Annotated in this window: 24 protein-coding genes and 1 pseudogene; 7 read left to right on the top strand and 18 right to left on the bottom strand. The window is 65.2% G+C overall.

Annotated elements, in window-relative coordinates; all coding sequences use genetic code 11:
• Positions 1–60: 60 nt before the first annotated feature.
• The 5 genes and pseudogenes from AC1AYX_RS00720 to AC1AYX_RS00700 all read left to right on the top strand — a co-directional run.
• A pseudogene (locus AC1AYX_RS00720) lies at positions 61–1143 on the top strand (helix-turn-helix transcriptional regulator); the annotation flags it as partial.
• A gap of 47 nt (positions 1144–1190) precedes the next feature.
• Positions 1191–1505, top strand: a complete 315-nt coding sequence (locus AC1AYX_RS00715; protein ID WP_476501699.1) for a hypothetical protein — start codon at positions 1191–1193, stop codon at positions 1503–1505.
• Positions 1506–1513: 8 nt separating this feature from the next.
• Positions 1514–4123, top strand: a complete 2610-nt coding sequence (locus AC1AYX_RS00710; RefSeq protein WP_476502018.1) for a DEAD/DEAH box helicase — start codon at positions 1514–1516, stop codon at positions 4121–4123.
• A gap of 126 nt (positions 4124–4249) precedes the next feature.
• The gene (locus AC1AYX_RS00705; protein ID WP_034528258.1) at positions 4250–4594 is read left to right on the top strand and encodes an RNA polymerase-binding protein RbpA; all 345 of its coding nucleotides are present in this window, start codon (positions 4250–4252) and stop codon (positions 4592–4594) included.
• Between the two features lie 106 nt (positions 4595–4700).
• Positions 4701–5420, top strand: coding sequence for an HAD hydrolase-like protein (locus AC1AYX_RS00700; RefSeq protein WP_476501698.1), 720 nt, complete (start codon positions 4701–4703; stop codon positions 5418–5420).
• Positions 5421–5757: 337 nt separating this feature from the next.
• Here AC1AYX_RS00700 and AC1AYX_RS00695 read toward each other — a convergent pair whose 3' ends face one another.
• The 18 genes from AC1AYX_RS00695 to AC1AYX_RS00610 all read right to left on the bottom strand — a co-directional run bounded on the left by AC1AYX_RS00695 (position 5758) and on the right by AC1AYX_RS00610 (position 21398).
• Positions 5758–6129 carry a hypothetical protein gene (locus AC1AYX_RS00695; RefSeq protein WP_476501697.1) on the bottom strand — a complete coding sequence of 124 codons (372 nt, stop codon included), beginning with the start codon at positions 6127–6129 and terminating at the stop codon, positions 5758–5760.
• A gap of 105 nt (positions 6130–6234) precedes the next feature.
• Positions 6235–6885 (bottom strand): MerR family transcriptional regulator, encoded by a 651-nt coding sequence (locus AC1AYX_RS00690; RefSeq protein WP_476501696.1) that lies wholly within the window; start codon positions 6883–6885, stop codon positions 6235–6237.
• A gap of 51 nt (positions 6886–6936) precedes the next feature.
• Positions 6937–7374 carry an FHA domain-containing protein gene (locus AC1AYX_RS00685; RefSeq protein WP_476501695.1) on the bottom strand — a complete coding sequence of 146 codons (438 nt, stop codon included), beginning with the start codon at positions 7372–7374 and terminating at the stop codon, positions 6937–6939.
• Positions 7375–7380: 6 nt separating this feature from the next.
• Entirely contained in the window at positions 7381–8226 is an 846-nt protein-coding gene (locus AC1AYX_RS00680; protein WP_476501694.1) for a DUF881 domain-containing protein, read from the bottom strand.
• 1 nt (position 8227) lies between these two features.
• Entirely contained in the window at positions 8228–8560 is a 333-nt protein-coding gene (locus AC1AYX_RS00675; protein WP_101623019.1) for a small basic family protein, read from the bottom strand.
• The gene (locus tag AC1AYX_RS00670; protein WP_476501693.1) at positions 8560–9549 is read right to left on the bottom strand and encodes a DUF881 domain-containing protein; all 990 of its coding nucleotides are present in this window, start codon (positions 9547–9549) and stop codon (positions 8560–8562) included. The genes AC1AYX_RS00675 and AC1AYX_RS00670 overlap by 1 nt, the downstream gene beginning before the upstream one ends.
• Positions 9546–10196, bottom strand: coding sequence for a CDP-alcohol phosphatidyltransferase family protein (locus AC1AYX_RS00665; protein WP_476501692.1), 651 nt, complete (start codon positions 10194–10196; stop codon positions 9546–9548). Before AC1AYX_RS00665 ends, AC1AYX_RS00670 begins: the two co-directional genes overlap by 4 nt.
• 61 nt (positions 10197–10257) lie before the next feature.
• The gene (gene hisG, locus AC1AYX_RS00660) at positions 10258–11109 is read right to left on the bottom strand and encodes an ATP phosphoribosyltransferase (RefSeq protein ID WP_476501691.1); all 852 of its coding nucleotides are present in this window, start codon (positions 11107–11109) and stop codon (positions 10258–10260) included.
• A gap of 58 nt (positions 11110–11167) precedes the next feature.
• Positions 11168–11431, bottom strand: a complete 264-nt coding sequence (locus tag AC1AYX_RS00655; RefSeq protein WP_034528235.1) for a phosphoribosyl-ATP diphosphatase — start codon at positions 11429–11431, stop codon at positions 11168–11170.
• A 68-nt stretch (positions 11432–11499) separates the two neighbouring features.
• Entirely contained in the window at positions 11500–12168 is a 669-nt protein-coding gene (gene rpe, locus AC1AYX_RS00650) for a ribulose-phosphate 3-epimerase (protein WP_476501690.1), read from the bottom strand.
• A 75-nt stretch (positions 12169–12243) separates the two neighbouring features.
• The gene (gene lgt / locus AC1AYX_RS00645; RefSeq protein WP_476501689.1) at positions 12244–13185 is read right to left on the bottom strand and encodes a prolipoprotein diacylglyceryl transferase; all 942 of its coding nucleotides are present in this window, start codon (positions 13183–13185) and stop codon (positions 12244–12246) included.
• Between the two features lie 69 nt (positions 13186–13254).
• Positions 13255–14127 carry a tryptophan synthase subunit alpha gene (gene trpA / locus AC1AYX_RS00640; protein WP_476501688.1) on the bottom strand — a complete coding sequence of 291 codons (873 nt, stop codon included), beginning with the start codon at positions 14125–14127 and terminating at the stop codon, positions 13255–13257.
• A 39-nt stretch (positions 14128–14166) separates the two neighbouring features.
• Positions 14167–16254 (bottom strand): bifunctional indole-3-glycerol phosphate synthase/tryptophan synthase subunit beta, encoded by a 2088-nt coding sequence (locus tag AC1AYX_RS00635; RefSeq protein WP_476501687.1) that lies wholly within the window; start codon positions 16252–16254, stop codon positions 14167–14169.
• Between the two features lie 160 nt (positions 16255–16414).
• Complete coding sequence (locus AC1AYX_RS00630) at positions 16415–17632, bottom strand: ABC transporter permease (RefSeq protein ID WP_476501686.1); 1218 nt, start codon at positions 17630–17632, stop codon at positions 16415–16417.
• Complete coding sequence (locus tag AC1AYX_RS00625) at positions 17629–18390, bottom strand: ABC transporter ATP-binding protein (RefSeq protein ID WP_476501685.1); 762 nt, start codon at positions 18388–18390, stop codon at positions 17629–17631. The genes AC1AYX_RS00630 and AC1AYX_RS00625 overlap by 4 nt, the downstream gene beginning before the upstream one ends.
• Complete coding sequence (locus AC1AYX_RS00620) at positions 18387–19517, bottom strand: peptidoglycan-binding protein (protein ID WP_476501684.1); 1131 nt, start codon at positions 19515–19517, stop codon at positions 18387–18389. Before AC1AYX_RS00620 ends, AC1AYX_RS00625 begins: the two co-directional genes overlap by 4 nt.
• A gap of 59 nt (positions 19518–19576) precedes the next feature.
• Positions 19577–20410: a hypothetical protein gene (locus tag AC1AYX_RS00615; protein ID WP_476501683.1), complete on the bottom strand. Its 834-nt coding sequence runs from the start codon at positions 20408–20410 to the stop codon at positions 19577–19579.
• A gap of 169 nt (positions 20411–20579) precedes the next feature.
• On the bottom strand, positions 20580–21398 hold the full coding sequence (locus AC1AYX_RS00610; RefSeq protein WP_476501682.1) for a hypothetical protein: 819 nt from the start codon (positions 21396–21398) through the stop codon (positions 20580–20582).
• A gap of 140 nt (positions 21399–21538) precedes the next feature.
• On the opposite strand from AC1AYX_RS00610, the gene AC1AYX_RS00605 reads away from it, so the two are divergent.
• On the top strand, positions 21539–22210 hold the full coding sequence (locus AC1AYX_RS00605) for a response regulator transcription factor (protein ID WP_476501681.1): 672 nt from the start codon (positions 21539–21541) through the stop codon (positions 22208–22210).
• A complete protein-coding gene (locus AC1AYX_RS00600; protein ID WP_476501680.1) occupies positions 22207–23733 on the top strand; it encodes a sensor histidine kinase in 1527 nt (508 codons plus the stop codon). The genes AC1AYX_RS00605 and AC1AYX_RS00600 overlap by 4 nt, the downstream gene beginning before the upstream one ends.
• Positions 23734–23794: the final 61 nt, after the last annotated feature.

Below are 23794 nucleotides of genomic sequence, written 5' to 3'. Positions count from 1 at the left end.
GAGAGCTCGGATGCGGCCGATCCCGATGAGAAGGAGAACGGCAAGTCCCACGGCAAGAAGGCCTCGTTCCAGACCGGCAGCGAGGTGGACCGCCGTCTGAGGCTCATGCTGTTCCTCTCCGCCCATCTCGGCGAGGAGTTCTCGCTCGAGGAGCTGGCCATCCGGTTCATCGGCAAGGCGAAGACGCCCGAGGAGCTCAAGAAGTCCGTGAACGTGATCCACAAGGACATCAACACGCTCACCACGGTCTCCGATGACGGCGAAATGGCGGGCAGCCAGTTCTTCGACATCGATTGGTCCCTGCTGGACGCCGAGGGCATCGTCTCCGCCACGAACTCGCTCGGTCTGGAACGTCTTGCGGGCATTTCGCCGCAGTATCTGAGCATGCTGACCGCATCGGTCAGCTATCTCGCGCATTCGCCGCTGCTCCCGGACGATCAGCGTGCCCAGGCCGAGAACCTCTACCATCGTCTGCATCAGCACGTCAAGCCGGGGCAGACGCCATGGCTGAGCCTGACCGGGTACGAGCTCGAACCCCATAACTTCGGCACCGTCAAGCGCGCCATCAACTCGGGTTCGCTGCTGGACATGACCTACACGGACGGCGCCGGCAACACGCGCCGACGGCTGGTCGCACCGGTCAAGATCTACGTGGATGAAGGCGTGTACTACGTGGCCGTCTGGACGGACGTGTCCAAGGCCGCCCCGGAGGACAAACTCAACCTGGTGCTCAGGAACCCGGCCGTCAACAGGGCGAACGGGAAGCCCCGCACATGGCAGGTGCTGCGCATCGCCCGCATCGAGCAGGCCAAGCTGGTCGAACCGACCACGGCGCTCGACATTCCGGAGATGCCGTTGAGCGAGCTGCGCAAGTGGAGTTTCGACAACGGCACCGCCGCCACGTTCATCACCGATGCCAAGGACTCCGGATTCGTGCAGAACCTTCCCGGTGCCACCGTGGAGCCCTACGGCGACGGCGAGAAGGTCGACCTCATCGTATCCTCGGATTCATGGTTCGTGGCGTTCTGCATCGCGCATGCACGCCATATCGTGGCCGTGGCCCCGGAGACGCTTCGCTCGATGATCATCGCGCGTGCGCAGAGGGAGCTGAGCGTCGTCACGCATGACGGCGACACGGTCTGAAGCGGACGCTATGCCGCTATGACGGCGTGACGGAGGAAGGAGTCACCATGCCTTGGTGGGTTTGGCTGTTGCTGGTGTTGTTCATGCTCGCGATGATCGTCATCGGCGGCGTCTATGCATTCCGTCATGGCATGGCCGCCCTGCGTACCATCTCGCGCACGGGGGAGCAGGTGACCGATCGGCTGGCCGCCATGGGAGAGCCGGTCGAAATCTCCTCCGAAGACGATAAGCCCATCTTCACCCAGCCGTTGCAGGTCGCGGCCGAACGGTATGAGAACGCCCACGCCGAAGTCATCGCGCGCCGTCAGGCGACGCGTGACCGTCATGTGCAGGCATGGAAGCGATGGAAGGACGCTCTGTAGACACGATCATGGCCTCGAAGCACCATACGAACCACGTCAGCCGCAACGACGACGCCGGACGGGCATCATCGCCCTCCGCCCGATACGCGGCGTTCCGTAAGCGGCAACAGCGGCAGGCGGGGATCGCCGCACGGTTCGCCGGCACGTTGCCGTTCGAACTGGACGATTTCCAGAAGCAGGCGAACGAAGCCCTCGAAGCCGGCCGCAACGTGCTCGTGGCCGCACCCACCGGAGCCGGCAAGACCGTCGTTGCGGATTTCGCCGTCTTCCTCGCTCAGGAGCATAACGTCAAGGCGTTCTACACCACGCCGATCAAGGCGCTGAGCAACCAGAAATACCATGACCTCGTCGACGTCTACGGCGCGGATCGCGTCGGCCTGCTCACCGGCGACACCTCCATCAACTCGGAAGCGGACATCGTGGTGATGACCACCGAGGTCCTGCGCAACATGCTGTACGAGCATTCGACGACGCTCGACGCGCTCCGCTACGTCATCCTCGACGAGGTCCATTACCTCGCCGACCGGTTCCGCGGTCCCGTGTGGGAGGAGGTCATCATCCACCTGCCGGAGCGGGTACGCATCGTGGCGTTGTCCGCGACGGTGTCCAACGTGGAGGATTTCAGCCAGTGGATCTCCTCGGTGCGTGGCGAGACCGAACTCGTCGTATCCGAGAAAAGGCCCGTGCCGCTGGAACAGCATGTGATCGTGCAGAAGGACGACCGCACCGAACCCGAGATCATCGACCTGTACCGTCGCGGAGGCGACGGCGACCAGACCCCCAAACTCAACTCGGAACTCGCCAACAGACTCGACCAGTTCGACCGCATCGCGGCGCGACGCCAAGGCGAGGAACGCCCGCGCAGGCACGGTCGCCGGGGGGATCCACGCGGTGGACGCGGCCGGAACGGCGCGCCCGCGCGCAAGCCGGAACGCCACGTGCCGCGACGTTGGGCGGTCGTGGACGAGCTCAACTATCTCGACATGCTGCCGGGCATCTACTTCATCTTCTCCCGCAACGGCTGCGATCAGGCGGTCGAACAGTGCATCAACGCCGGTCTGGAGCTCACCACCGAAGAGGAGATGCACCGCATCCGCCACATCGTGGACGAAATGGTGGAGGGGCAGCTCTCCCAGGCCGATCTCAAGGCGCTGGGCTTCTCCCGGTTCCGGTTCGCGCTCGAAGAGGGCTTCGCCTCGCATCATGCGGGCATGATCGCCCTGTTCCGCCAAATCGTCGAACGGCTCTTCGAGGAGGGGCTCGTCAAGATGGTGTTCGCCACGGAGACGCTGGCCCTGGGCATCAACATGCCGGCCCGCTGCGTCGTCGTGGAGAAGCTGGAGAAGTTCAACGGCACCGGCCACGTCGCGCTGACGCCGGGGGAGTTCACCCAGTTGACCGGCCGTGCGGGACGACGCGGCATCGACACCATCGGCCATGCCATCGTCGTCGACCATCACGGGTTCGTGCCGGCCACGGCGGCCGCGCTGTCCAGCAAGCGCGTCTATCCGCTGCACTCCAGCTTCAAGGCCACGTTCAACATGGCGGTGAATCTTCTGAACTCCAGCGACTACGAGACCTCGCGCGTGACGCTTGACCATTCGTTCGCGCAGTGGGAGGCGAACGCCTCCGCGTGGCAGCTGGAATCGCAGATGGACACGCTCGAACACGCCATCGAAGGGTATGAGAAGGCGTTCGCCTGCGACCATGGGGACTTCCGCGGATTCATGAATCTGCGCATGCGACTGAGCGATTTGGAGAAGACCGAACGCAACCGGCTGAAGCGGACCGTGTTCCGCTCCGATGAGGAGCGGTCCGAGGCGTTCCGTGATCTCGACCGCCGTATCGGCGAACTGCGCAAGGCCGATCAGCATCACCCGTGCCGGGAGTGCCCCGACCTGCAGCAGCACCTCAAATGGGGGCATCGTTGGATGCGCGAGATGCGCGAGCTGAAACGCGTCAGGGAACGGTACGACTCACGCACCGGTTCGGTCGCACGCCAGTTCGACCGCATCTGCGACATCCTCACCGGGCTCGGCTATCTCGAGGAGGTCGACGCCGGTTCGACGCATGGTCGCGATTTGAGACTTACCGAAAGCGGCCAGCTGCTGCGTCACCTGTACAGCGAACTCGACGTGGTGCTCGCCCAGGCGATCCTCACCGGCGCGCTGGACCTGCTGCCACCCGCGGGACTCGCCGCGGTCCTCTCCTCGCTGGTCTACGAGGCCAGACGCGGCGGCGGGGGAGAACCACGGTACTATCCCGGGTCCATCCATGGTCCGATCGCCGTCGCGGCGGGCGAGCTCAAGGCGTTGCGCGACCAAATCGACATGTCGTGCGAGGATCATGGACTCGACCCGCTGCCCGATGTCGACGCCGGAATCCTGGACGTCATGTATGAGTGGGCGGACGGCCGTGACCTCGCCGACGTGCTGCACGGCACCGAACTCACCGGCGGCGATTTCGTTCGCAACGCGAAACGTCTGGTGGACATCCTGCACCAGATCGCGTCCGCCGAACCGTACATCGGTACGGGGCACGCCGATCTCGCGCATCGGGCGCGTCTCGCGGCGGATATGGTCAACCGCGGCGTCGTCGCGTACTCGGGCGTCGACTGACGGGTACGACCGGTGCCATGCGCCCGGCCCGCGATGTACGCGGTGTCGCGATGGGCATGGAATAACCGCCACGTCCGAACTGTTGCGTAATGTGGATATGTCGAAAAACAAGGAGGAACCCGTACTATGGCCGAACGCAGTCTGCGTGGTATGAGCATCGGTGCGAAATCGCTGGAATCCGACAGCAACGTCGATTTCGCCGCACGTGAGGAAGTCGCCTACGTCTGCCCGAACGGGCATCGCACGATCCTGCCGTTCGCGGAAGGCGCGGAGATTCCCGACGAGTGGGAGTGCCGTTGCGGTTCCACCGCCCACCGTGAAGGCGAGGACGCCTCCGCCAACGAAATCGCCAAGCCCACCCGCACCCACTGGGACATGCTGCTCGAACGCCGCAGCGAGGAGGAGCTCAAGGAGCTTCTGGAGAAGCGTCTCAAGATGCATCGCGAAGGTTGGATTCCCGACTACGAGTGATGCAGGTGAACGACACCTGAACTTCATGCCCGGTCAACTCGACCGGGCATAATACGTAGTCAAAGGCAACACCATCATTACGCACGACAAAGGGGGAGCGGCACCAATGGCCGAACATCCGAAGAACGTGGTCCTGCTCGATCTGGACGGCACGCTTACCGATTCCGCACCCGGCATCCTCGCCGCCGTCACGGAGACGTTCAAGGCGCTGGGCATGGCGGTGCCCGACGACGAGACACTGCATCGCTTCGTCGGCCCGGCCATCAGCACGTCGCTCACGCTCAACCACGTGCCCGACGACAGGCTCGACTTCGCCGTGGAGACCTACCGCGACTACTACGGCAACAAGCAGGTGTTCGACGATCCGAACAACCCGGGGGAGAAAGTCTCCGGATGCTACGTCAACAAGCTATTCGACGGCATCGCCGAGCAGCTCATCAAGCTGCGCGACGAGGACGGGTACTATCTCGCTGTCGCCACCTGCAAGCCCGAGTACCAGGCCAAGCCGATCTGCGAACGCTTCGGCGTCACGCCGCTGGTGTCCGGCATCTACGGCGCCAGCAAGGACAGCTCGCGCATCAACAAGGACCAGGTCATCCGGTACTGCTTCGAGAACATCGGTTTCGACGCCGCCGCGGGCGACCGTGCGCTGATGGTCGGCGATCGTTGGACCGATGCGGACGGCGCCAAGGCGTGCGGGCTCGATTGCCTGGGCTGCGGCTGGGGCTACGCCGAACCCGGCGAGCTGGCCGAACATGGATGCTACCGCATCATCGACCACGTGTCCGAATTGCGAGACGCAGTGAACGAGTACTTCGCGAAGTAAGTTCATTATTCGGACGGCGTGCGTGAATATTCACTCGACTGTATATTCGGTTGAATATTCACGCACGCCGTTTTATGTAGTGCCGTAAATCACAATCAGCGCGATGCGAATAGGGAAACGACAAAGGCGAAACGGGGACCACGGGTGCGACAGGCGGCATGCGTGGCGTATATGCGGGCGCGCGTGCCTGCGAAGGCACCGCAATATATCTATCCTCAATTATCCGATAATGTACGTTATGTCAGATTAGCAATGTACGCGTGTACCCCGGCATGCCTCATCATCCGACATTCATGCCGCAATCCCCAATTGTCGCCCCCGTCGGACGCTCCCCCGATCACTTCCGCTTCGCGCGGTGCAGCCGCGCATCCATCTCGCTCATCATCGCGCGTCTCGCCTGCAGGTACAGGCATACGAGCTGCACGAGAATCAGCAGGATCACCACGGCTGCGGACGGCCAACCGTACCTGACGTAGAAATCACGTACGTCCGGATCGAATCCGCCATCGGCGAACCAGGTGAACGCAAGATACGGCGTCAACCCCAACAGCGCCGATGCCACATGCGCGATCGTCACCGGCCAGCTCACCCGTGCCACGCCGCCCGCATACCGTTTCAGCAGGCCGCCTCGACGCAGGCAGATCACGATGATGTTGAGCGAAAGCACCACGTCGACGCACCACAGCGCCGCTGGAAGGATGTCCACCATGAGGCCCCCCTGAATGTCGTAATACCGGGTATCGGCTCCGAAATACAACGAATCTGACATAACGTAGTCATGCCAGATTGATTCTCCACTACGTATACGACGGCTTCAGCGCCGCGCGGACTCCTGCTCCCGCTGGAGACGCCGCTCCTGGATCTTCCTACGCATGCGCGCAGCGGTCAGATCATCGATGGGGCGACCGGTGGAGCGTTTGGCCGGGGCCTTCGTCAGATCGACGTAGTCCTCCCCTTCCAACGCCACTCTGATCTGGTGCCACAGCGATCCGACCGATACCGCGAACACCGCCTTGCCGCTTTGCAGCAGGTCGAGCATCTGCTCGCTGGTGGTGCATTCGTGCACGTGCTGACCGTCGCACATGATGGTGATGTGCTCGAGCTGGCCGACGGAACGCTGCGTGAGGAAGCTGATCGCCGTGGTCACGTTCTGCAGGTTCACGCCGGCGTCGAGCAGACGCTTGGACACGGCGAGGATGACGACGTCCTTGAACGAGTAGAGACGGCGTGATCCGGAACCGTGCGATGGCGTAATCGACGGTTCCAGAATCTGCTTGCGCGCCCAATAATCGAGCTGACGGTAGGTGATGCCGGCGATCTTGGATGCGATGGAGCCACGGTAGCCGCGCATGATGTCCTCGTCGTCGGGAGTGGCGAACAGTTCCCCCTGTACGGCGTCCTCATTGAGATCGGTACGATCCTCGAGTCGCACGTGCAGATGAAGCCGACGATCATCCTCGTCCATCGTCACTCCCCTCGCTTGTTCCCGTGCCCGGCTACGCCCTGTGGACCATCGTCAGGAGATGACGGCCGACTTCGTGAAGAAGACGAGACGGAACTTGCCGATCATGATCTCGTCGCCGTTCTTCAACGTGGCCTGGTCGACACGCTGGCGGTTCACGTACGTGCCGTTCAGGGAACCGGCGTCCACGACGGTGAACACTCCCCCGGTGCGACGGAACACGGCGTGTGAACGCGAGACCGTGGAGTCGTCGAGCAGGATGTCGGCACGCGGGTCGCGCCCCACCGTCACCTCGTCCTCATCGAGCAGGTAACGGGAGCCGGACACCGCGCCTCGCGTGGAGATCAGCAGCGCCGTGCCCTCCGACAGTCGGGCGATGGTGTCGAGATCCTCCGTGGTGAGCGGACGGTCGCCGGTCGCGGTTACGGGAATGGTGATTGCGGGCAGACCGATGATGGTCGTCTCGCCTGCGCTGGGAATTGGTTCTGTCATGGTTTCCTATTCTACCGTCCTTGCGTACTTATATTGCTTTTCGCCGCGCACGGCGTTGATGACGACGTCGTCGGATTGTTCGACGGTGACGCGTGAACCGTACATGACCTTGAGTCTGGAGCCGATGCCGCCCGCGATGTTCACCGCGTTCTGCAGGTCCCCCGGATTGCCGATGGCACGCACCACATACGGCGTGTCGAGCGTGACGCCGTCGCACTGCAGCTTGCCATCGTCGCCTTTGACGATCGAGGTGGAGGTGACGACGCGCACGTCTCCGATGGAGATGACTTCGGCGCCGGCGTTGCGCAGCTCCTCGATGAGGGTGAACAGCGTGGCTGCGTCGATGCTCTGCTTCGTGCCCTTGGTGATGCGGATGATCACGCCCTGCCCCTGCGCGGGCAGCCTACCGGAGATGATGCCGCTGGTCTCTTCGTTCTGCTTGGCGATCTTCTCGGCCTGGTCGCGTTGGTCGGCGGCGGCCTTGAGGCTGGTGAGCTGGCTGGTGAGTTCGTTCTTGCGCTGTTCGAGGTTCGTGGCCTGCGTGCTGGTCTCGTTGATGAGGCGTACGAGCTCGTCCTCGCTCATCGTCTCGTAGGTGGACTGCGTGTTGTTGATCTGCGTCATGTAGCCGAAGCCGAGGAGGGCGCACATGAGCACGACGAGCAGCGTCGAGGCGAGTTTGGTCTTCAGTCCGGCCCCGCCGAGCTCACGTTTGCCGTCCCGACGTTTGCCGACCTGGGGGAACGATCCGGTCTCCAACGAATCGTTGCGTTTCTCGGCGGCGTCGCGCGCCTTCATCTCGCCGATGATGTTCCCGCCGTTCCGTGCGGGTTTCCTGCTTCGTCTCGCCATGTCAGCCTCGGAAGATGAACCGTCGGATGGCGGACACGTTGGAGAAGATGCGGATGCCGAGCACGACGATGACGGCGGTCTGCAGCTGCGAGCCGACGCCGAGCTGGTTGCCGAGCAGGACGAGCAGCGTGGCGGTGATGACGTTCGCGAAGAACGAAATGATGAACACGCGATCGGAGAAGCGGCGCTCGAAATAGGCGCGCGCGGCGCCGAGCAGCGCGTCAAGCGCCGCCACCACCATGATCGGCAGATACGGCTGTATCCATACGGGAATGTCCGGTTGGACGAACACGCCGATCACCACGCCGATGATCAGTCCGAGCACTGCTGCCATTACTTCGCCTTCCTCGCGTAGCTGATGTCTCCGACTACGGCCGCTTCCAGTGTAATCGACTTCGACTGTTTCATCTGCAGGGTGATGCCGGCGTCCTTGTAGGCGTCATACAGGGTCCCAAGCCTGTCGGGATCGGCGACCTGGGACAGCGCGGTCCTGTCCCCGATGGCCTCGATGCGGTACGGGCTGTCGACCGCGTCCAATCCGATGAGGATCGTGCCGCCGGCGGTGCGGATCGAGGTCTGGATGCCGAGCCGATGCCCGTTCACCGCGATCGCCTCGGCACCGGACTGCCAGAGCAGGGAGACGAGCTGCTGCAGGTCGGCGTCGGTGACGACGCGCAGATGCCCGCCGGAGGATTCACGCGGCGTGGCGCCGTTCGTGGAGCCATTGGAGGCGGCGATCGGGTTGGATACGGTGAGCGTGACGCCCTCGCCGGTCACCTTCACCTGGCCGCTGGCCATCTCGTCGTCCAACACGGTCTGCGTGGAGCCGGCGACGTCGAGACGTTTCGATTGCCGTTCGATCTGGCCGCGCAGCGTGTTCACCTCGCCGGTGAGCTTGCCGACGTTCTTCTGCGAGGATTCGAGTTCGGCGGCGAGCGACGCCCTCACCGCCTTGCGCGGATCGGAATGGAGCTGCTGCACGAACAGGCTGCCGAGGAATCCGACGCCGATGCAGACGATGAAGCAGACCACGCGCGTCACCCACATCATCATCGGCGATTCGCGGTGGGTGGCGAGGTTCGAATCGAGATAGATCGGGTCGAGCGGACGGTTGGTCAGATCGTCGATGAGTCTCAAGGAATCGTCCTGGCGGATGCGTCGGCGGCGTTCCCGCTCGCTCAGCGGAGCCGTTGCCTGGGCGGTATGGTGGGATAGGAGTCCCCCGTACGCGTGGGAGAATGCCGAACGACGACGCCTTGTCGGCGCTCCGTCCGTTCCTCTCCCCGCTGGATATGATGCCGGCACCGGCTCGTCCACGCTCATGCGCGGGCCTTCTCACGCCGTTCGCGCTCTCGCTGCTCATGCCGTTGCGGCAGCTCCTGGCGCAGCACGGTGACTCCCTGGCGGAAGTAGATGTACCCGGCGAGCCAGTACATGGCGACGCCCCAGATGCCGGTGGCCAGCGCCGCCAGATGCAGCAGACGGAACAGCGACCCGGTGCCGAGGTCGGCGATGGTGAGCGAGACGATCGCCATCATGAGCAATGCGGTGCCGGTCTTGCCGACGAAATGCACGGGCAGCGGGCCATAACCGTATTGCGCGAGCCACAGCACCTGGATGGCCATGAACAGGTCGCGTATGCCGATGACGATGAGCATCCACCATGGGATGATACCGGCGACGCCGAGCGCGATGATCGAGCAGAGAATGAGCAAGCGGTCGGCCAGAGGATCGAGAATCTGGCCGATCTTGCTCACCTGATTGAGTCTGCGGGCGAGGATGCCGTCCAATCCGTCGGAGAGTGAGGAGACCGCCAGCACGATCAGGGCGTTCACCATTTCGTGGTTCGACATCAGCCATGCGATGAACGGAATCGAGATGATCCTGAACAGGCTGAGCAGGTTCGGAATCGTGAGATAGATGTCGCGCGGTTCCGGGCTGTAGGTCGACTTGGTGTTGCGTTCGGTCATGCTGTCGGTGTTTCGTTTGCCTCTGGTCGTATGGGGATTATGGCGTCGTCGCCCGCGTGGGTCAGATGCGCGACGCGGTCAGCGCGGTCACGATGATGCCGCGCGCGCCCACGTCGTACAGCTTGTCCATGAGCTGGTTGACCTTCGCCTTGGGCACCATGACGCGCACCGCGTTCCACTGCTTATCGTGCAACGGCGAAATGGTGGGGCTTTCGAAGCCGGGGGTCACGTCGATGGCGGCGGCGACCTTGGACACGGGGATGTCGTAGTCCATGAGCACGTAGCGCTGCGCGGTGATCACGCCTTCGAGACGACGGCTCAGGATGGTCAGGCGCTCGTCCTTCTCGTCCAGTCGCGGCGAGCGGATGAGGCACGCCTCGGAGTGCATGATCGGGTCGGCGAAGATGCGCAGGCCGGCGTTCCTCAGCGTGGTGCCGGTGGACACGACGTCGGCGATGAGGTCGGCGACGCCCAGCTGCACGGACGATTCGACGGCGCCGTCCAGATGGATGGTCTCCGCGTTGATGCCGTGGTCGACGAGGTAGTCGTGCACGAGCTTGTCGAAGGAGGTGGCGACGCGCTTGCCGTCGATGTCCTCCAGCTTGGAGAAGGAGGATCCGTTCGGCGCGGCGAAGCGGAACGTGGAGGCTCCGAAGCCGAGCGGCATGTGCTCGAGCGCGGCGGTGCCGGAGTTCTTGAGCAGGTCCTGGCCGGTGATGCCGCAGTCGATGGTGCCGCGGCCCACGTACACGGCGATGTCGAGCGGACGCAGGTAGAACAGTTCGATGTCGTTGTCCGGATCCTCGACGACGAGCTGACGCGAGTTGGTGCGCAGACGGTAGCCCGCCTCCGCCAGCATGTTCCAGGCGGGTTCGGACAGCATGCCCTTGTTGGGCACGGCGATTCTCAGCATGGTTTTCCCCTTAGTCATGGATGCGGCGCGGGCTATATCGCCCGCGCCGCAGAAACAGTCACAGGTGCTTGTAGACGTCCTCGAGGCTCAGACCGTGCTTGATCATCATGACCTGCACGTGGTAGAGCAGCTGGCTCATCTCCTCGGCGGTGCGGTCCGCGCCCTCGTATTCGGCGGCAATCCAGGTCTCGGAGGCCTCCTCGACGATCTTCTTGCCGATGAAGTGAGTGCCCTTGTCGAGCTCATCGACGGTCAGGGAGCCTTCCGGACGGGTCTTGGCCTTCTCGCTCAGTTCGGCGAACAGCGATTCGAACGTCTTCATGTGTCTGTGATGCTTTCTTCTTGGTTTCGGAATATGGAATCCCGCGGGAAAACCGTGCGTGTCGACGCTCAGTCGCGGTACGCGGCTGCGGCCTTCTCGCGGATGGAGTCGATGGCGGCCGCGCGGTCGTCGGCGCCGTACACGGCGGAGCCGGCCACGAGCACGTCGGCTCCGGCCTCGGCCACGATGTGCGCGGTCTTCGGGCTGACGCCGCCGTCCACCTGGATCTTGGTGTCGAGGCCGCGGCGGGTGATCTCGTCACGCAGGCGACGGACCTTGGACATCTGGTTGTCGAGGAACTTCTGGCCGCCGAAGCCGGGCTCGACGGTCATGATGAGAATCATGTCGAACTCGTCGAGGATGTCGAAGATCGGCTCGACCGGCTCGGCGGGACGGACGGCGAAGCAGGCCTTGCAGCCCATGTCGCGCAACTGGCGGGCGAGACGGACCGGGGCGTGGGTGGCGCCCATGTGGAAGGACACGGAGGAGGCGCCGAGACGCGCGTATTCGGGGGCCCAGCGGTCCGGGTCCTCAATCATGAGGTGCACGTCGACCGGCAAATCGGTGACCTCGCAGATGCGCTTGACGATCGGCTCGCCGAGCGTCAGATTCGGGACGAAGTGATGGTCCATCACATCGACGTGGACGAGGTCCGCGTTGGCGATCGCCTTGAGGTCGCGCTCAAGGTTGCAGAAGTCGGCGGACAGGATGCTGGGGGCGATTTCAATCTTCTTCATGGTTCCATACCTTATCCATCAAATGGGACTATGGCCGGCGTCCGGGAGCGTTGCGCCGCCGGACGGGGCGGATGTTCAGTCGTCGTTCCTCGTGCGTTCGTCTTCGGAACGTTCCTCGGTCTGGCGCTGCCGTTCGAGTTCGTCCGCGGTGACCGCGGTGAGACGGGCGGCGAGCGTCGACGTCTCCCGTCCGACGCGGTGCAGCGCGGCGAACAGGACGCATCCGGCGAGGAAGACGAGGATGGCGGTCCACACGTTGGTCCTGAGGCCCAGGATCACGGTGGAGTAGTTGATGCGCACGTTCTCGATCCATGTGCGGCCGAGGCCGTACCAGATCATGTACATGGCAAACTGCTGGCCGGCCTTGAGCCGGTCGGCGAACCTGCGTCCGATCCATACGATGAGCGCGGCCCCGATGAGATTCCAGATCATCTCGTACAGGAACGTGGGGTGGAACAGCGTGCCGGAAGGGCATGCGGTCCCCTGGTAGCACACTTCGGTGCTGCCGATCGCGTCCGCCGAATCGTTGAGCTTCAGTCCCCACGGCAGGGTGGTGGGCCAGCCGAACAGCTCCTGGTTGAACCAGTTGCCGAGACGGCCGATGGCCTGCGCAACGAGAAGCCCCGGGGCGAGGCAGTCGGCGAGCAGGGCGAACGGGTAGCGCTTGTGGCGGCACCAGAGGAACGCGGCCAGCGCGCCCACGCCGATGCCGCCGAAGATGGCCATGCCGCCCTCCCACACCTTGAGGATATTGACGAGGCTGCCGGTGGGCGGGAAGTATGCGGACGGCGTGGTGATGCAGTGGTACAGGCGCGCGCCGACGAGCCCCGAGGGCACGGCGACGAGCGTGGTGTCGAGCACTTGGTCGAAGGTACCGCCCACGCGCTTCCAACGGCGGGTGAGGATCCACACGGCGAAGCACACGCCGATGAGGATGCACACCGCGTACATGCGGATGGTCACCGGTCCGATCTGGAACTTCGAGAACGTCGGTGAGGGAATGTATGCGAGATTCATGGGTTTCATCGCTCTCATCCTACGACGGGCGCGCCGTGGATCCGACGCGCCCGTGCGGAACGGCGGACGTCAGGCGCGCGCCCCGTGGATGCCCGCGGCGAGCTCCTCGCTCTTAGCGGCGAGCAGCTTCAGGCCTTCGGCGGTGTCGCGCGGCGAACGGTTGTCGTCGGCGAGCAGCGTGTGCACAAGTGCCGAGCCGACGATCACGCCGTCCGCGTAGGAGCCGACCTTCGCGCCCTGTTCGGCGGTGGACACGCCGATGCCGACGCACACGTTCTTCGCGCCCGCCTTGCGGGTGCGCGCGACGAGCGTCTCGGGGGACGCGTCGATGCTCGCGCGTTCGCCGGTGACGCCCATGCGGGCGGCCGCGTAGACGAAGCCACGCGCGTTCCTCGCGACGACTTCGAGACGCTCGTCGGCGGAGTCGGGCGACACGAGGAAGATACGGTCGAGCCCGTGACGGTCGGACGCCTCAATCCACTCCCCCGCCTCGTCCGGGATGAGGTCCGGGGTGATGAGGCCGGCGCCGCCCGCGTTCTCGAAGTCGCGGGCGAACTTCTCGATGCCGTAGTGGTAGATGAGGTTCCAGTAGCTCATGATGAGCGGCACGCCGCCGGCGTTGGCCACGGTCTCCACGGCCTCGAAGACGCGTCGGATGGTCTCGCCGTTGTTCAGGGCGATGGAGGACGCGGCCTGGATGACCGGGCCGTCCATGACCGGGTCGGAGTACGGCAGGCCGATCTCGACCGCGTCGACGCCGTGCTCGACCATCGTGCGGAAGGCGTCGAGCGAGACCTCGGGGTCCGGGAAGCCGTACGGCAGGTAGCCGATGAAGGCCGGCTTGTCCTCGGCCTTGAACTTCGCGAACATGGCCTCGGTGGGGCTGGGCCGGTGGCTGATGCCCAGCGGCTGGCCGGAGGGCGTGGTTGCTGCGTTTGTCATATCGAAAATCTCCTCCTGATGCTGTGCATCCGTCGCCGTTCAGGCGACCGTGTTCCCGTGCGCGCCGGTCACTTCGAGCGCGGCGGCCTGGTCGTCGGTCAGGTAGCCGAACCACTTGCCGGCGGTGGCCATGTCCTTGTCGCCTCGGCCGGAGATGTTGATGATCATCACGGCCTTGTCGTAGCCCTTCGCCTTGAGGTCGGCGGCGGCCTTGAAGGAGCCGGCGACCGCGTGCGAGCTTTCGATGGCGGGAATGATGCCTTCGGTCTGGCTCAGGTCGCGGAACGCGTTCATCGCCTCCTCGTCGGTGGCCCACGAGTAGTTGACGCGGCCGATGTCCTTGAGCCACGCGTGCTCGGGGCCGACGGACGCATAGTCGAGGCCGGCGGAGATGGAGTACGTGTCGAGCGTCTGGCCCTCGTCGGTCTCCAGCAGGTAGCTCTTGGCACCCTGGAACATGCCGAGCTGGCCGGTGCCAGGGGCGAAGCGGATGGCGTGCCTGCCGGATTCGGGGCCGTTGCCGCCGGCCTCGTAGCCGTACAGGTTGACGCGTTCGTCGTCGAGGAACGCGTTCATCACGCCGATGGCATTGGAGCCGCCACCCACGCACGCGCACACCGCGTCCGGATGGTCGATGCCGTACCAGTCCTTGAGCTGCTGCTTGGCCTCCTCGCCGATGATCTTCTGGAAGTCGCGCACCATCTCGGGGAACGGATGCGGGCCCGCGACCGTGCCGAGCAGGTAGTGCGTGTCCTTGACGTTGGTGACCCAGTCGCGCAACGCCTCGTTGATGGCGTCCTTGAGGATCTTGTCGCCGAGCGTGACCTCGACGACCTCGGCGCCGAGCATGCGCATGCGCGCCACGTTGAGGGCCTGGCGGCGGGCGTCGATCTGACCCATGTAGATGCGGCACTTGAGACCGAGCATCGCGCACACGGTGGCGGTGGCGACGCCGTGCTGGCCGGCGCCGGTCTCCGCGATCACGCGGGTCTTGCCCATGCGCTTGACGAGCAGCGCCTGGCCGAGCGCGTTGTTGATCTTGTGCGCGCCGGTGTGGTTGAGGTCCTCGCGCTTGAGGAAGACGCGGGCGTCGAGTCCGGTCTTCTCGCGGATGAGCTCCGCGAAGCGCGGCGCTTCGGTCAGCGGCGAGGGACGGCCCACATAGCGCTGCTGCAGCGTCATGAACTCCTTGTGGAATTCGGGGTCCTTCTTGGCCTCGTCGTAGACGCGCTCCAGCTCGTCGAGCGCGGTGATGAGCGCCTCGGGCACGTATCGGCCGCCGAACTGGCCCCAGTACGGGCCGTGGTGTTCGCTCAATGGGGTGGTTTCTGATGCTTTCACTCTTGCTCCTGCCTTCACTAGTCGTTCAACCGCAAGTTCATGGTCGTCCGCCGTGGCGACGCCCTCGCCGACCAGCACCGCGTCGGCGCCGGCCCGGCCATAGTCCTCGACCTCGACCGCGCCGAACACGCCGGATTCGGCGACTCGGATCACGTCGTGGGGCAGGTCGTCGGCCAGTTCGGCGTACTTGTTGACGTCGACCCTGAGGTTCTTCAGGTTGCGCGCGTTGATGCCGATGACCTTCGCGCCGGCGGCGATGGCGCGCTCGATCTCCTCGCGCGTGTGCGTCTCGACGAGCACGGTCATGCCCAGCTCGTGCGCCAGGTCGAGCAGGTGCCTCAGCTTCGCGTCGTCCAACGCGGCGACGATGAGCAGCACCAGGTCGGCGCCGTGCGCGCGCGCCTCGAGGATCTGGTAGTCGGTGACGATGAAGTCCTTGCGCAGCACCGGGATGTGCACGGCGGCGCGCACCTTGTCGAGATCGTCGAGGGATCCGAGGAAGCGACGGCCCTCGGTGAGCACGGAGATGGCGCTCGCGCCGCCCCGCTCGTATTCGCGTGCCAGCGCGGCCGGGTCGGGGATGTCGCTCAGGTGGCCCTTGGACGGGGAGGCGCGCTTGATCTCGGCGATCACGGGGATGCCGTCGGCGCGCTTGAGCCATCGTTTCGCGTCGATCGGGGCCGGGGCCGCCAGCGCGGCCTTCCTCACGTCCTCCAACGACACGGTGCGCTCACGGGCCTGCTGGTCCTCCAGCGCGCCCGCCACCAATTCGTCCAGTACCGACATGGTCCTCCCTTGAATGTCTGAAGTCTGACCATGCGCCACCATAGGCCAACCATGTCCGCAACCGGCGCGCGCGTCCTACATTCCGGGCATGGGGGACGCATTCCGGCTCCCCCGCACCGGCGTACCGCCGCGCCGCCGCGGCTCCGTGATGCCGTCGCCGTCAGTCGCCGCGCAACGCCGCCGTAGGGGTGAACCGCGCCGCTCGGGAAGCTGGATGGATGCCGGCGAGCGCGCCGACGAGGATGGCGGCGCACCATGCCGTCGGCAGGGATGTCCAGTCCAGTGCGATTGGTTGTCGTGTGGATAGTGCGACGCCTATCGCCGTTCCTGCGCCGAGCAGGACGCCGGCGAATCCGCCGAGTGTGGAGAGCAGTGCCGCTTCGGTGAGGAATTGCATGCGGATGGCGCCGGGGGTCGCGCCGAGTGCGCGGCGCAGTCCGATTTCGCCGCGGCGTTCCATCACGGTGACGATCATCATGTTGGCGATGCTCATTCCTCCCATGGCGAGTGCGATCGCGCCGATCATGAGTCCCAGTGCGGTCAGTGAGTCGTCGGTGGCGTTGCGGGCTTCGGATAGGTCGGCGGCCGCGTTGACGGTCACGCCGGTTCCGGTGAGGTTCGCCGCGTGGGCGATCATGCGGCGCAGCGTCTCCGCGTCGCCGGGTTTCGTGCGTACGTAGATGGCGCTGATTCGGCTGATGGTTTGCGTTTGGTCCGGGTAGTGGGTTTTCGCGTATTTCGATCCGATGATCACGGATGAGTCGAGGTGTTGCGCTTGCGGCATCGGGTCGAGGATGCCGATGACGCCGTACCATGCGTCGTCGATGAGGATGCGGTCTCCGGTCGTGGTCACGCCGAGGCGGTAGGCGGCTTCGGAGCCGAGGATCGTGACGGGCAGGTTCTCGTTGTCCGTGTCGATGCCGTGGCCTTGTGCGAGGGAGGCGCCGAGGGCGTCGAGGGCGCCTGGTCTCATGACGGATAACGCCAGCGCGTTGCCGTTGGATTTGGGTACGAATTCGTTCTTGAAGATCCGGGCGTTCTCCGGTGGGGTGTCGAAGACGCCGACCTGTTCGACCTGTGGTTGGCGGGCGATGGTCTTCGGCGCGTATTGAGGCAATGGGATCGGCTGTCGTGCGGCGTCCTGTCCCGGCGTGATCACCTGCAGGTTCGCGCCGAGCGCGTCGAGTCGTGCGAGCAGCGCCGCCTGGTTTGATGCGGCGATGCCGGACAGCGCCACGTATGCGGCGACGCCGAGCGCGATGCCCAGTGTGGCGAGCGTCGTACGTGATGTCCGTCCGGTCGCGCCGATCCATGCCGTGTGCAGGAGGTCCATGATGCGAGTGCCGATTGGCCGCGTGGACCGGGTGCGGTCGTTCATGGTCGTTCCCTTTCCGTCGGTCCCGTCATGGAGTCGTCTTGTGGGGTGTCGTCCCGTACGTTGCCGTCCTGGATGTGGAGGCGGCGCGGGAAACGGGTCGCGATGTCGGGATCGTGCGTGACGATCACGAGGCTCGCCCCGTCGTCCGCCGCTTCGAGCAGCAGGTCGATGACCGCGTGTCCTGTGGCGGTGTCGAGTGCGCCGGTGGGTTCGTCGGCGAAGATGATGTCCGGCCGTTTGGCGAGGGCGCGGGCGATGGCCACGCGCTGCTGTTCGCCGCCGGAGAGCTGTGATGGGCGATGGTGGAGGCGTTCCTTCAGTCCGACGCGTTCCAGGGCCTCGATCGCGAGTGCCTTGCGCGTTGCGCGGGGCGTGGGTGTGTATTGGAGTCCCGTCGTCACGTTCTCCAGCGCGGAGACCGTCGGGATGAGGTGGAACTGTTGGAATACGAAGCCGATTCGCGCGGCCCGCAGCATGCTGCGTCTCCGTTCCCCCATCGCGGCCACGTCGTCGCCGTCGTAGCGCAACGTGCCGCTGGTGGGCATGTCGAGCGTGCCGAGCAGCGACAGGAGCGTCGATTTGCCCGAACCGGACGGCCCCACGATCGCGATGCGCTCCCCGTGACCGATGGAGAGGGATGTCTCGTGCAGGATCTCCAATGGTTCGCCGTCCCGTCCGGGATGGCTTTTCGTCGCCCGCTCCAAGGTGAGGAGCGGCGCCGGCATGGTCGATGGCCGTACCGTTCCGCTGCCCGTCATGACACCACCACCTTGTCGCCGGCTTCGAGCCCGTCGGCCTTCGTCAGCTGGACCCGCGCGTTCGCGACCAGCCCGATTTCGACGGGGATGCGCGTGACCGTGTCTCCGCGCACCACTTCGACCGCGTACGTGTTGCCCGCGGATGCGATGATCGCGGTCACCGGCACGATCAGCGATTCGCCGGAGCCCGCCTGCCTGGAATCCGCCGTATTCGGGATGATGAGTTGCACCGATGTCGTGCCAAAGCGCGCCACCTGGGTCTGGTCGGGGAAGTCGACGCGCGCGGAGGGCGGGGTGACCTGCCCGTCCTTGCCCGTGGATTGGCCGCCCTGGTCGACCGCCGTAAGCGTGGTGTCGATGGTCGTGTTGTCCGGCATGATGACCTGCACCTTGTCGCCGGCCTTGAAGGTGGCGGCCTGCGTGGAGGTCAGCGTGGCCTCCACGTGCAGGGCCGTACCCGTGTAGCTGCCGGGGCTGGCGTCCCTGTCTCCGAGTCTCGCGGTCACGGTCTTGACGCGGATCGGCGCCGATGGCGCCAGCACCACGGAGGAGGGCTCGAACACGCCGTTGGCGGCGTCGCCGGCCAGGCCGAGCGAACGCTGCCATTGGCGGACAGCCTCACGGGTCAGCCAGTCGAAGTGGCCGTCGATGGTTCCGGCGAAGAATCCGAGTTCCGCGAGGTTCTGTTCGAGCTGGGTCACGTCCGGGCCGTCCGGCGCATCCACCTGGAGCGTACGCCAGAAGGGCCGCTCGCCGTGGAAGAGCGGCACGGGTGTGCCGTTCATCTCGTACACCTGCTGCCCGGTGGCGATTTCGGTGCCGGGCGTGGGCAGTCGGGTGATGACGCCGGTGGCCGGCTGGAAGTCGGATGACGCGTCGTACTGCAGGGTCCCTCCCAGTCGGGTCTCGGCGTCGAGGACGCCCTTGACGACCGGCTGGGTGCGCAGCGTGGTCACATCGACCTTCGCGGCCGACGCCGCGCGTCCGATGCCGGTCGTATGCCCGACGAACGTCCACGGTTTGACCACCACGCACGCCACGGCCAGCCCCACGGCGACGGCGAGTGCCGCGATGCCCGTGATGGCACGGCGGATTCTTCTGGTCCTCCTCGTTGCGGTTCGTGTCATGTCGGGCCTCTTTCGTTGCATGTTCCCGGTTCTTCCGGCCGGGGTCGGGGTTTGTACGTCTATTGGGCCGTGACGGATGAGGTGGCGGAGCCGTCGATTTCGCTCATCGTCTTCGTGTAGTCGTAGCCGAATTCTTCGGGCGTGCCGTCGAAGCCGTAGGCGATGTGGGCGTCGCCTACGGGGCATTCCTTGAGAAAGCGTCTGAGTTCGTTCTCTCCGACGGTTTTGGGGATGAGAATCGTGGTGGGTTCGTCGCCGGTCGGGTCGGCGACCCAGGTGAAGCCTTTGGCCCGGGCTTTCCGGGCGTAGTGAAGTGCGGCGCGTTTGTCGTCTTCGGAGATGGTCTGGGGTGTGGCGAGGTCCTGCGCGGGTTGGCTGAAATCGGGGTTATTTTTCTCGCAGTCAGAGTAGTCGGAGCGTTTCGGCTCGTATGGTGTGCCGGCGAGCGCGGTGGAGTCCTTGAACGCCACCCAGACGGCGTTGTCTTCGAGACTGATGTACATGGCGTTGGTGTAGAGCTGCTGGCTTGTGTCGTTGGTGTCGACGTTGGTGCCGTCGGCGTTGGCTTGGATGGGGTTGCCGGATTGGTCGATCATGCGCAGTTCGGCCATGTTTTTGGTGGTGGGGCGTTTGGCCTTGCCGTCGGCGCCGGGGGTGACGGGGCCGGCGGCGACTTGGGCGTCGAAGCCTTTGCCGGTGAGGCAGGCGACGAATCGTTTGGCGGTGGCATCGGTTTCGAGTGCGGTTGTGCCGGCCGAATCCGCGTCGTCGCCATTCGTGCCGGCGACAGATGGTGTGGCGCAGCCGGCGAGCGCGGCGAGGCAGAATCCGGCTGCCGCGGTCAGTGCGAAGATGTGTCGGCTGGCTGCGAGGATTGGTTGGATGCTGGTCATAGCGTCCTCCTTGGTCATCTTGGGGATGGCGTGTCCCATTCCCCTGTGTGGTTGCCGTGTCTCCATCCAAGCGTGCGACGCGTGGAGTGTCCGTGTGGAGTCGGCTCACTTTCGGATTACCGTGTTCATCGTCCCGTCGGGTTTGATGGTTCCGGCGGACCGGACGGGGTCATCGTCCTTGTTGGACCGCATTGGTGTCGTATGGGTAGTCGCCGGTCCAGCTGAAGATGACGGGTGCTCCGTCGGCGGGGCATTCCTTGAAGAAGCGGCGCACGTCGGTTTCGGGCACGGTGTCGGGGATGATGATGCGCAGGGGTTCGTCGCCGGTCGGGTCGGCGACCCAGGTGAAGCCTTTGGCCCGGGCTTTCCGGGCGAATGCGAGTGCCGCGTCCTTGTCCTTCCTGCTGGCGTGGGAGTCGTCAATGCCTGTGGAGGCCACGCCTTGGGCGAAGTCGGGGTTGGCGTGTTCGCACGCCGCGTAGTCACCCTGTCTGGACGCGTACGGCGAGCCGGCCAGGTCAACGGCGCCGTCGGCGATGATGTACGGGAAATCGTCGCCGGTGACGGCGTTGCTGATGGTGCCTGTCGACGTGATGTTCGGGTACAGGTTCGGATCGGTGGTCCAATCCCGTGTGACGACGCCGTCACCGTCGTCGATGAGCTTGTGCTGTTTGGGGTTGCCGGCCGCGTCAATCTCCAGCAGGGCGACCTGGTCGTTGCGCTCCCCCACGACGCGCGCATCGAATCCTTTCGAGACGAGGCATGCGACGAACCGGCGCGTGATGGTGGGGATCGGATACGTGTCGGTCGTGCCGTCGGAGCCGGCTTGCGCCGAAACATCCGTCGCGTCGGCGTCGTCCGTGGTGGGATGCGCGTATGGTGCCGTGCAGGACATGAGCGGCAGCGTCATCAGCGTCGCCGCCATGACCGCGGCGAGCCGTACGGCCGTTCCCGGCTTGCCGGTGGAAGCTGCGGTTATGCGTGCCATGATGCGGCCCTCCTTCACCATCCATCAAACACCGTCCGCGGTGACGTCCGGGTGGTCGACGCTCTCACTTTCGTCTTACCTTGGTTCGGGGAGGATAATGACGGGTACGACGTCCGTCCTGGGACAGGAAGGAGACGGGGATGCGGATACTGATCGTCGAGGACGACCGTGAGCTGGCGGCCGCGTTGGATGATGCGCTGCGATACGAAGGGTATGCGACCGATGTGGCTTCGACCGGAGTGGAGGCGCTGTCGGCGCTCGCCGACACGGATGTCGACATCGTGCTGCTTGACCGGGATCTGCCGGTCCTGTCCGGCGACGCGGTCATGGCGACGATCGCCGCGAACCGCATCCCCGTCGCCGTGATCATGCTCACGGCCGCCGCCGAGATCGGCGATCGGGTCAGCGGGCTCGATTTGGGTGCCGACGACTATCTGACCAAACCGTTCGCCTACCCGGAGCTGCTCGCCCGCATCCGCGCCCTGCAGCGTCGGACCGGCAAAGGGCTCGCCGTACAGGCGGTCCTGACGCGCGGCAATCTGACCCTTGATTCGACGCGACGGCTCGTGTTCCGCGACCACGGGCGCACGCTCGTCAGGCTCACGCCCAAGGAGTACGGCGTGCTCCTGGAGCTCATGCGCGCCGACGGCGGCTACGTGGGCGTGGACGAACTCTACCGGAACGTCTGGGACGGCGACGGCACGGGAGAACCCTCCGACGCGGTCAAGACCACCGTATACTCGCTGCGGCGCAAACTCGGCGGCCGTGACCTGATCGTCTCCACCCGCGGCGAAGGATACCGGCTCGCATGACCGGCGAAACCGATAGGACGACCCCCGTCGCCGGCTCCGGCGGAAGACCCGGCGTCCGGCGTCGCGTCGCCACATGCTTCAGAGGGGTGCTCGACCGTATCCGTCCCAGAACGTTCCGCGCGAAGCTCACGCTCGCCATCGGCCTCGTGTTCCTCATCGCCCTCGGATCGGCCACCATCGTACAGATGTTCGTCGTCAACGGCATGTTCTCCTACGCGATGACCATCACCTATGAAAACGGCCGGAACGGGAATGGGAATGGCTCGAACGAATCGTCGTCGAACAACGACGACTATCTGTCGGCCCAGGGCTGGTCCACGGACCCCGATCCCGACACATGGAGCCGATCGCACCGTTCCACGGGCGGGAACGCCCCCGACTTCCTCGGCTCCTCGAGCGACGGGAAGGGCGAGGGAAGCGCCAGCGGGCAGATCAACGGCGAACCGTACCGCGTCGACTGGGGTGGCGACGGGTCGTTCACCATCCGCACGCCCTACGGCGTCTCCGTATGGAACCAGAACACCATCGCCAACGGGCTGCGCATCAGCGCCGCCATCATCTTCGTCGCATTCGGCGCGATCAGCATCCTCGTCATCTGGATCGTCACCTCGCGCATGGCGAAACGTCTGCAATCCATCAGCGACCAGACCGCCGCGCTCGACCCCTCCGACCTCGGCACGCGCATCGACGTGGGACGCGGGGATGCGGCGAAACGGAGCGCACACGACGACGAGGTCGCCCGGCTCGGCGATTCCATCAACGGGATGCTCGACCGCATCCAGGCCGCATCCGAAGCGGAACGCCGGTTCGTGTCGAACGCGTCGCACGAGCTGCGCACGCCCATCGCCGCCGTCGAGACGAACCTCGACGCGCCCCTCGCGCAAGGGCGTTTCCCCGCCGACGTGGAACCTTCCGTACGTCGTGCGCTCGCCGCCAACCGGCGCGGCGCCGAACTGGTCGACGCGCTGCTGACGCTCTCACGCATCCAAAGCGGCGCATACGGCAAGCTCGAAGGCAACGGTACCGCGGATGCCGGCAGCGCCACGGACGGGTCGACGGACGTCGCCGCCTGCGTGAGAGACGCCCTGGCGGACATGGACGCGGAGATCGCCGCACGCGGCATCGCCGTCACCATCGACACGGGCGGGCATGACGATGTCGCGGCGAAGACGGACCCGACATTGATGCGGCTCGCCGTCGACAATCTCATCCGCAACGCCGTCATGCACAACACGGACCCCGAAGGCTCGATCGACGTGACGCTCGACCGCGAGGAGGACCGGCTCCTCCTGACGATCGGCAACACCACCGGGGAGCGACTGCCCGACAATCTGACCGAACTCGTCCAGCCGTTCCATCGCGGCGTGAACTCCCGCATCAGCGCCGTCTCCGGCGTGGGACTCGGCCTGTCCATCGCCGACGCCGCATGCGAGGCGATGGGCGTGACGCTGCGCCTGTCGCGGGAGGAACGGGAGGGAGCCGACCGTTTCCTCGCCGGAATCGTCGGGATTCCCGTGGCATAGGCGTTCCGGCGTCTCCCCCCCACCCTTGGCGGAGACGCCGGAACGCCGCCCGTGCCCGATG

This window comes from Bifidobacterium sp. LH_419 (genome assembly GCF_056356955.1).
The sequence above is the reverse complement of the archived record's forward strand: the minus strand, read 5'-3'. Positions and strand labels throughout refer to the sequence as shown.

Excerpts from the sequence above, each read along its gene's own strand:
- trpA (WP_476501688.1), bottom strand. The coding sequence starts at position 14,127 with ATGACAAACGCAGCAACCACGCCCTCCGGCCAGCCGCTGGGCATCAGC.
- AC1AYX_RS00680 (WP_476501694.1), bottom strand. The coding sequence starts at position 8,226 with ATGGCGAGACGAAGCAGGAAACCCGCACGGAACGGCGGGAACATCATC.
- hisG (WP_476501691.1), bottom strand. The coding sequence starts at position 11,109 with ATGCTGAGAATCGCCGTGCCCAACAAGGGCATGCTGTCCGAACCCGCC.
- AC1AYX_RS00695 (WP_476501697.1), bottom strand. The coding sequence starts at position 6,129 with ATGGTGGACATCCTTCCAGCGGCGCTGTGGTGCGTCGACGTGGTGCTT.
- AC1AYX_RS00665 (WP_476501692.1), bottom strand. The coding sequence starts at position 10,196 with ATGACCGAACGCAACACCAAGTCGACCTACAGCCCGGAACCGCGCGAC.
- AC1AYX_RS00705 (WP_034528258.1), top strand. The coding sequence starts at position 4,250 with ATGGCCGAACGCAGTCTGCGTGGTATGAGCATCGGTGCGAAATCGCTG.
- AC1AYX_RS00655 (WP_034528235.1), bottom strand. The coding sequence starts at position 11,431 with ATGAAGACGTTCGAATCGCTGTTCGCCGAACTGAGCGAGAAGGCCAAG.
- AC1AYX_RS00710 (WP_476502018.1), top strand. The coding sequence starts at position 1,514 with ATGGCCTCGAAGCACCATACGAACCACGTCAGCCGCAACGACGACGCC.
- AC1AYX_RS00685 (WP_476501695.1), bottom strand. The coding sequence starts at position 7,374 with ATGACAGAACCAATTCCCAGCGCAGGCGAGACGACCATCATCGGTCTG.
- AC1AYX_RS00635 (WP_476501687.1), bottom strand. The coding sequence starts at position 16,254 with ATGTCGGTACTGGACGAATTGGTGGCGGGCGCGCTGGAGGACCAGCAG.
- AC1AYX_RS00675 (WP_101623019.1), bottom strand. The coding sequence starts at position 8,560 with ATGGCAGCAGTGCTCGGACTGATCATCGGCGTGGTGATCGGCGTGTTC.
- AC1AYX_RS00715 (WP_476501699.1), top strand. The coding sequence starts at position 1,191 with ATGCCTTGGTGGGTTTGGCTGTTGCTGGTGTTGTTCATGCTCGCGATG.
- AC1AYX_RS00700 (WP_476501698.1), top strand. The coding sequence starts at position 4,701 with ATGGCCGAACATCCGAAGAACGTGGTCCTGCTCGATCTGGACGGCACG.
- AC1AYX_RS00615 (WP_476501683.1), bottom strand. The coding sequence starts at position 20,410 with ATGACCAGCATCCAACCAATCCTCGCAGCCAGCCGACACATCTTCGCA.
- rpe (WP_476501690.1), bottom strand. The coding sequence starts at position 12,168 with ATGAAGAAGATTGAAATCGCCCCCAGCATCCTGTCCGCCGACTTCTGC.
- AC1AYX_RS00610 (WP_476501682.1), bottom strand. The coding sequence starts at position 21,398 with ATGGCACGCATAACCGCAGCTTCCACCGGCAAGCCGGGAACGGCCGTA.
- AC1AYX_RS00625 (WP_476501685.1), bottom strand. The coding sequence starts at position 18,390 with ATGACGGGCAGCGGAACGGTACGGCCATCGACCATGCCGGCGCCGCTC.
- AC1AYX_RS00600 (WP_476501680.1), top strand. The coding sequence starts at position 22,207 with ATGACCGGCGAAACCGATAGGACGACCCCCGTCGCCGGCTCCGGCGGA.
- AC1AYX_RS00620 (WP_476501684.1), bottom strand. The coding sequence starts at position 19,517 with ATGACACGAACCGCAACGAGGAGGACCAGAAGAATCCGCCGTGCCATC.
- AC1AYX_RS00690 (WP_476501696.1), bottom strand. The coding sequence starts at position 6,885 with ATGGACGAGGATGATCGTCGGCTTCATCTGCACGTGCGACTCGAGGAT.
- AC1AYX_RS00605 (WP_476501681.1), top strand. The coding sequence starts at position 21,539 with ATGCGGATACTGATCGTCGAGGACGACCGTGAGCTGGCGGCCGCGTTG.
- AC1AYX_RS00670 (WP_476501693.1), bottom strand. The coding sequence starts at position 9,549 with ATGAGCGTGGACGAGCCGGTGCCGGCATCATATCCAGCGGGGAGAGGA.
- AC1AYX_RS00630 (WP_476501686.1), bottom strand. The coding sequence starts at position 17,632 with ATGAACGACCGCACCCGGTCCACGCGGCCAATCGGCACTCGCATCATG.
- lgt (WP_476501689.1), bottom strand. The coding sequence starts at position 13,185 with ATGAATCTCGCATACATTCCCTCACCGACGTTCTCGAAGTTCCAGATC.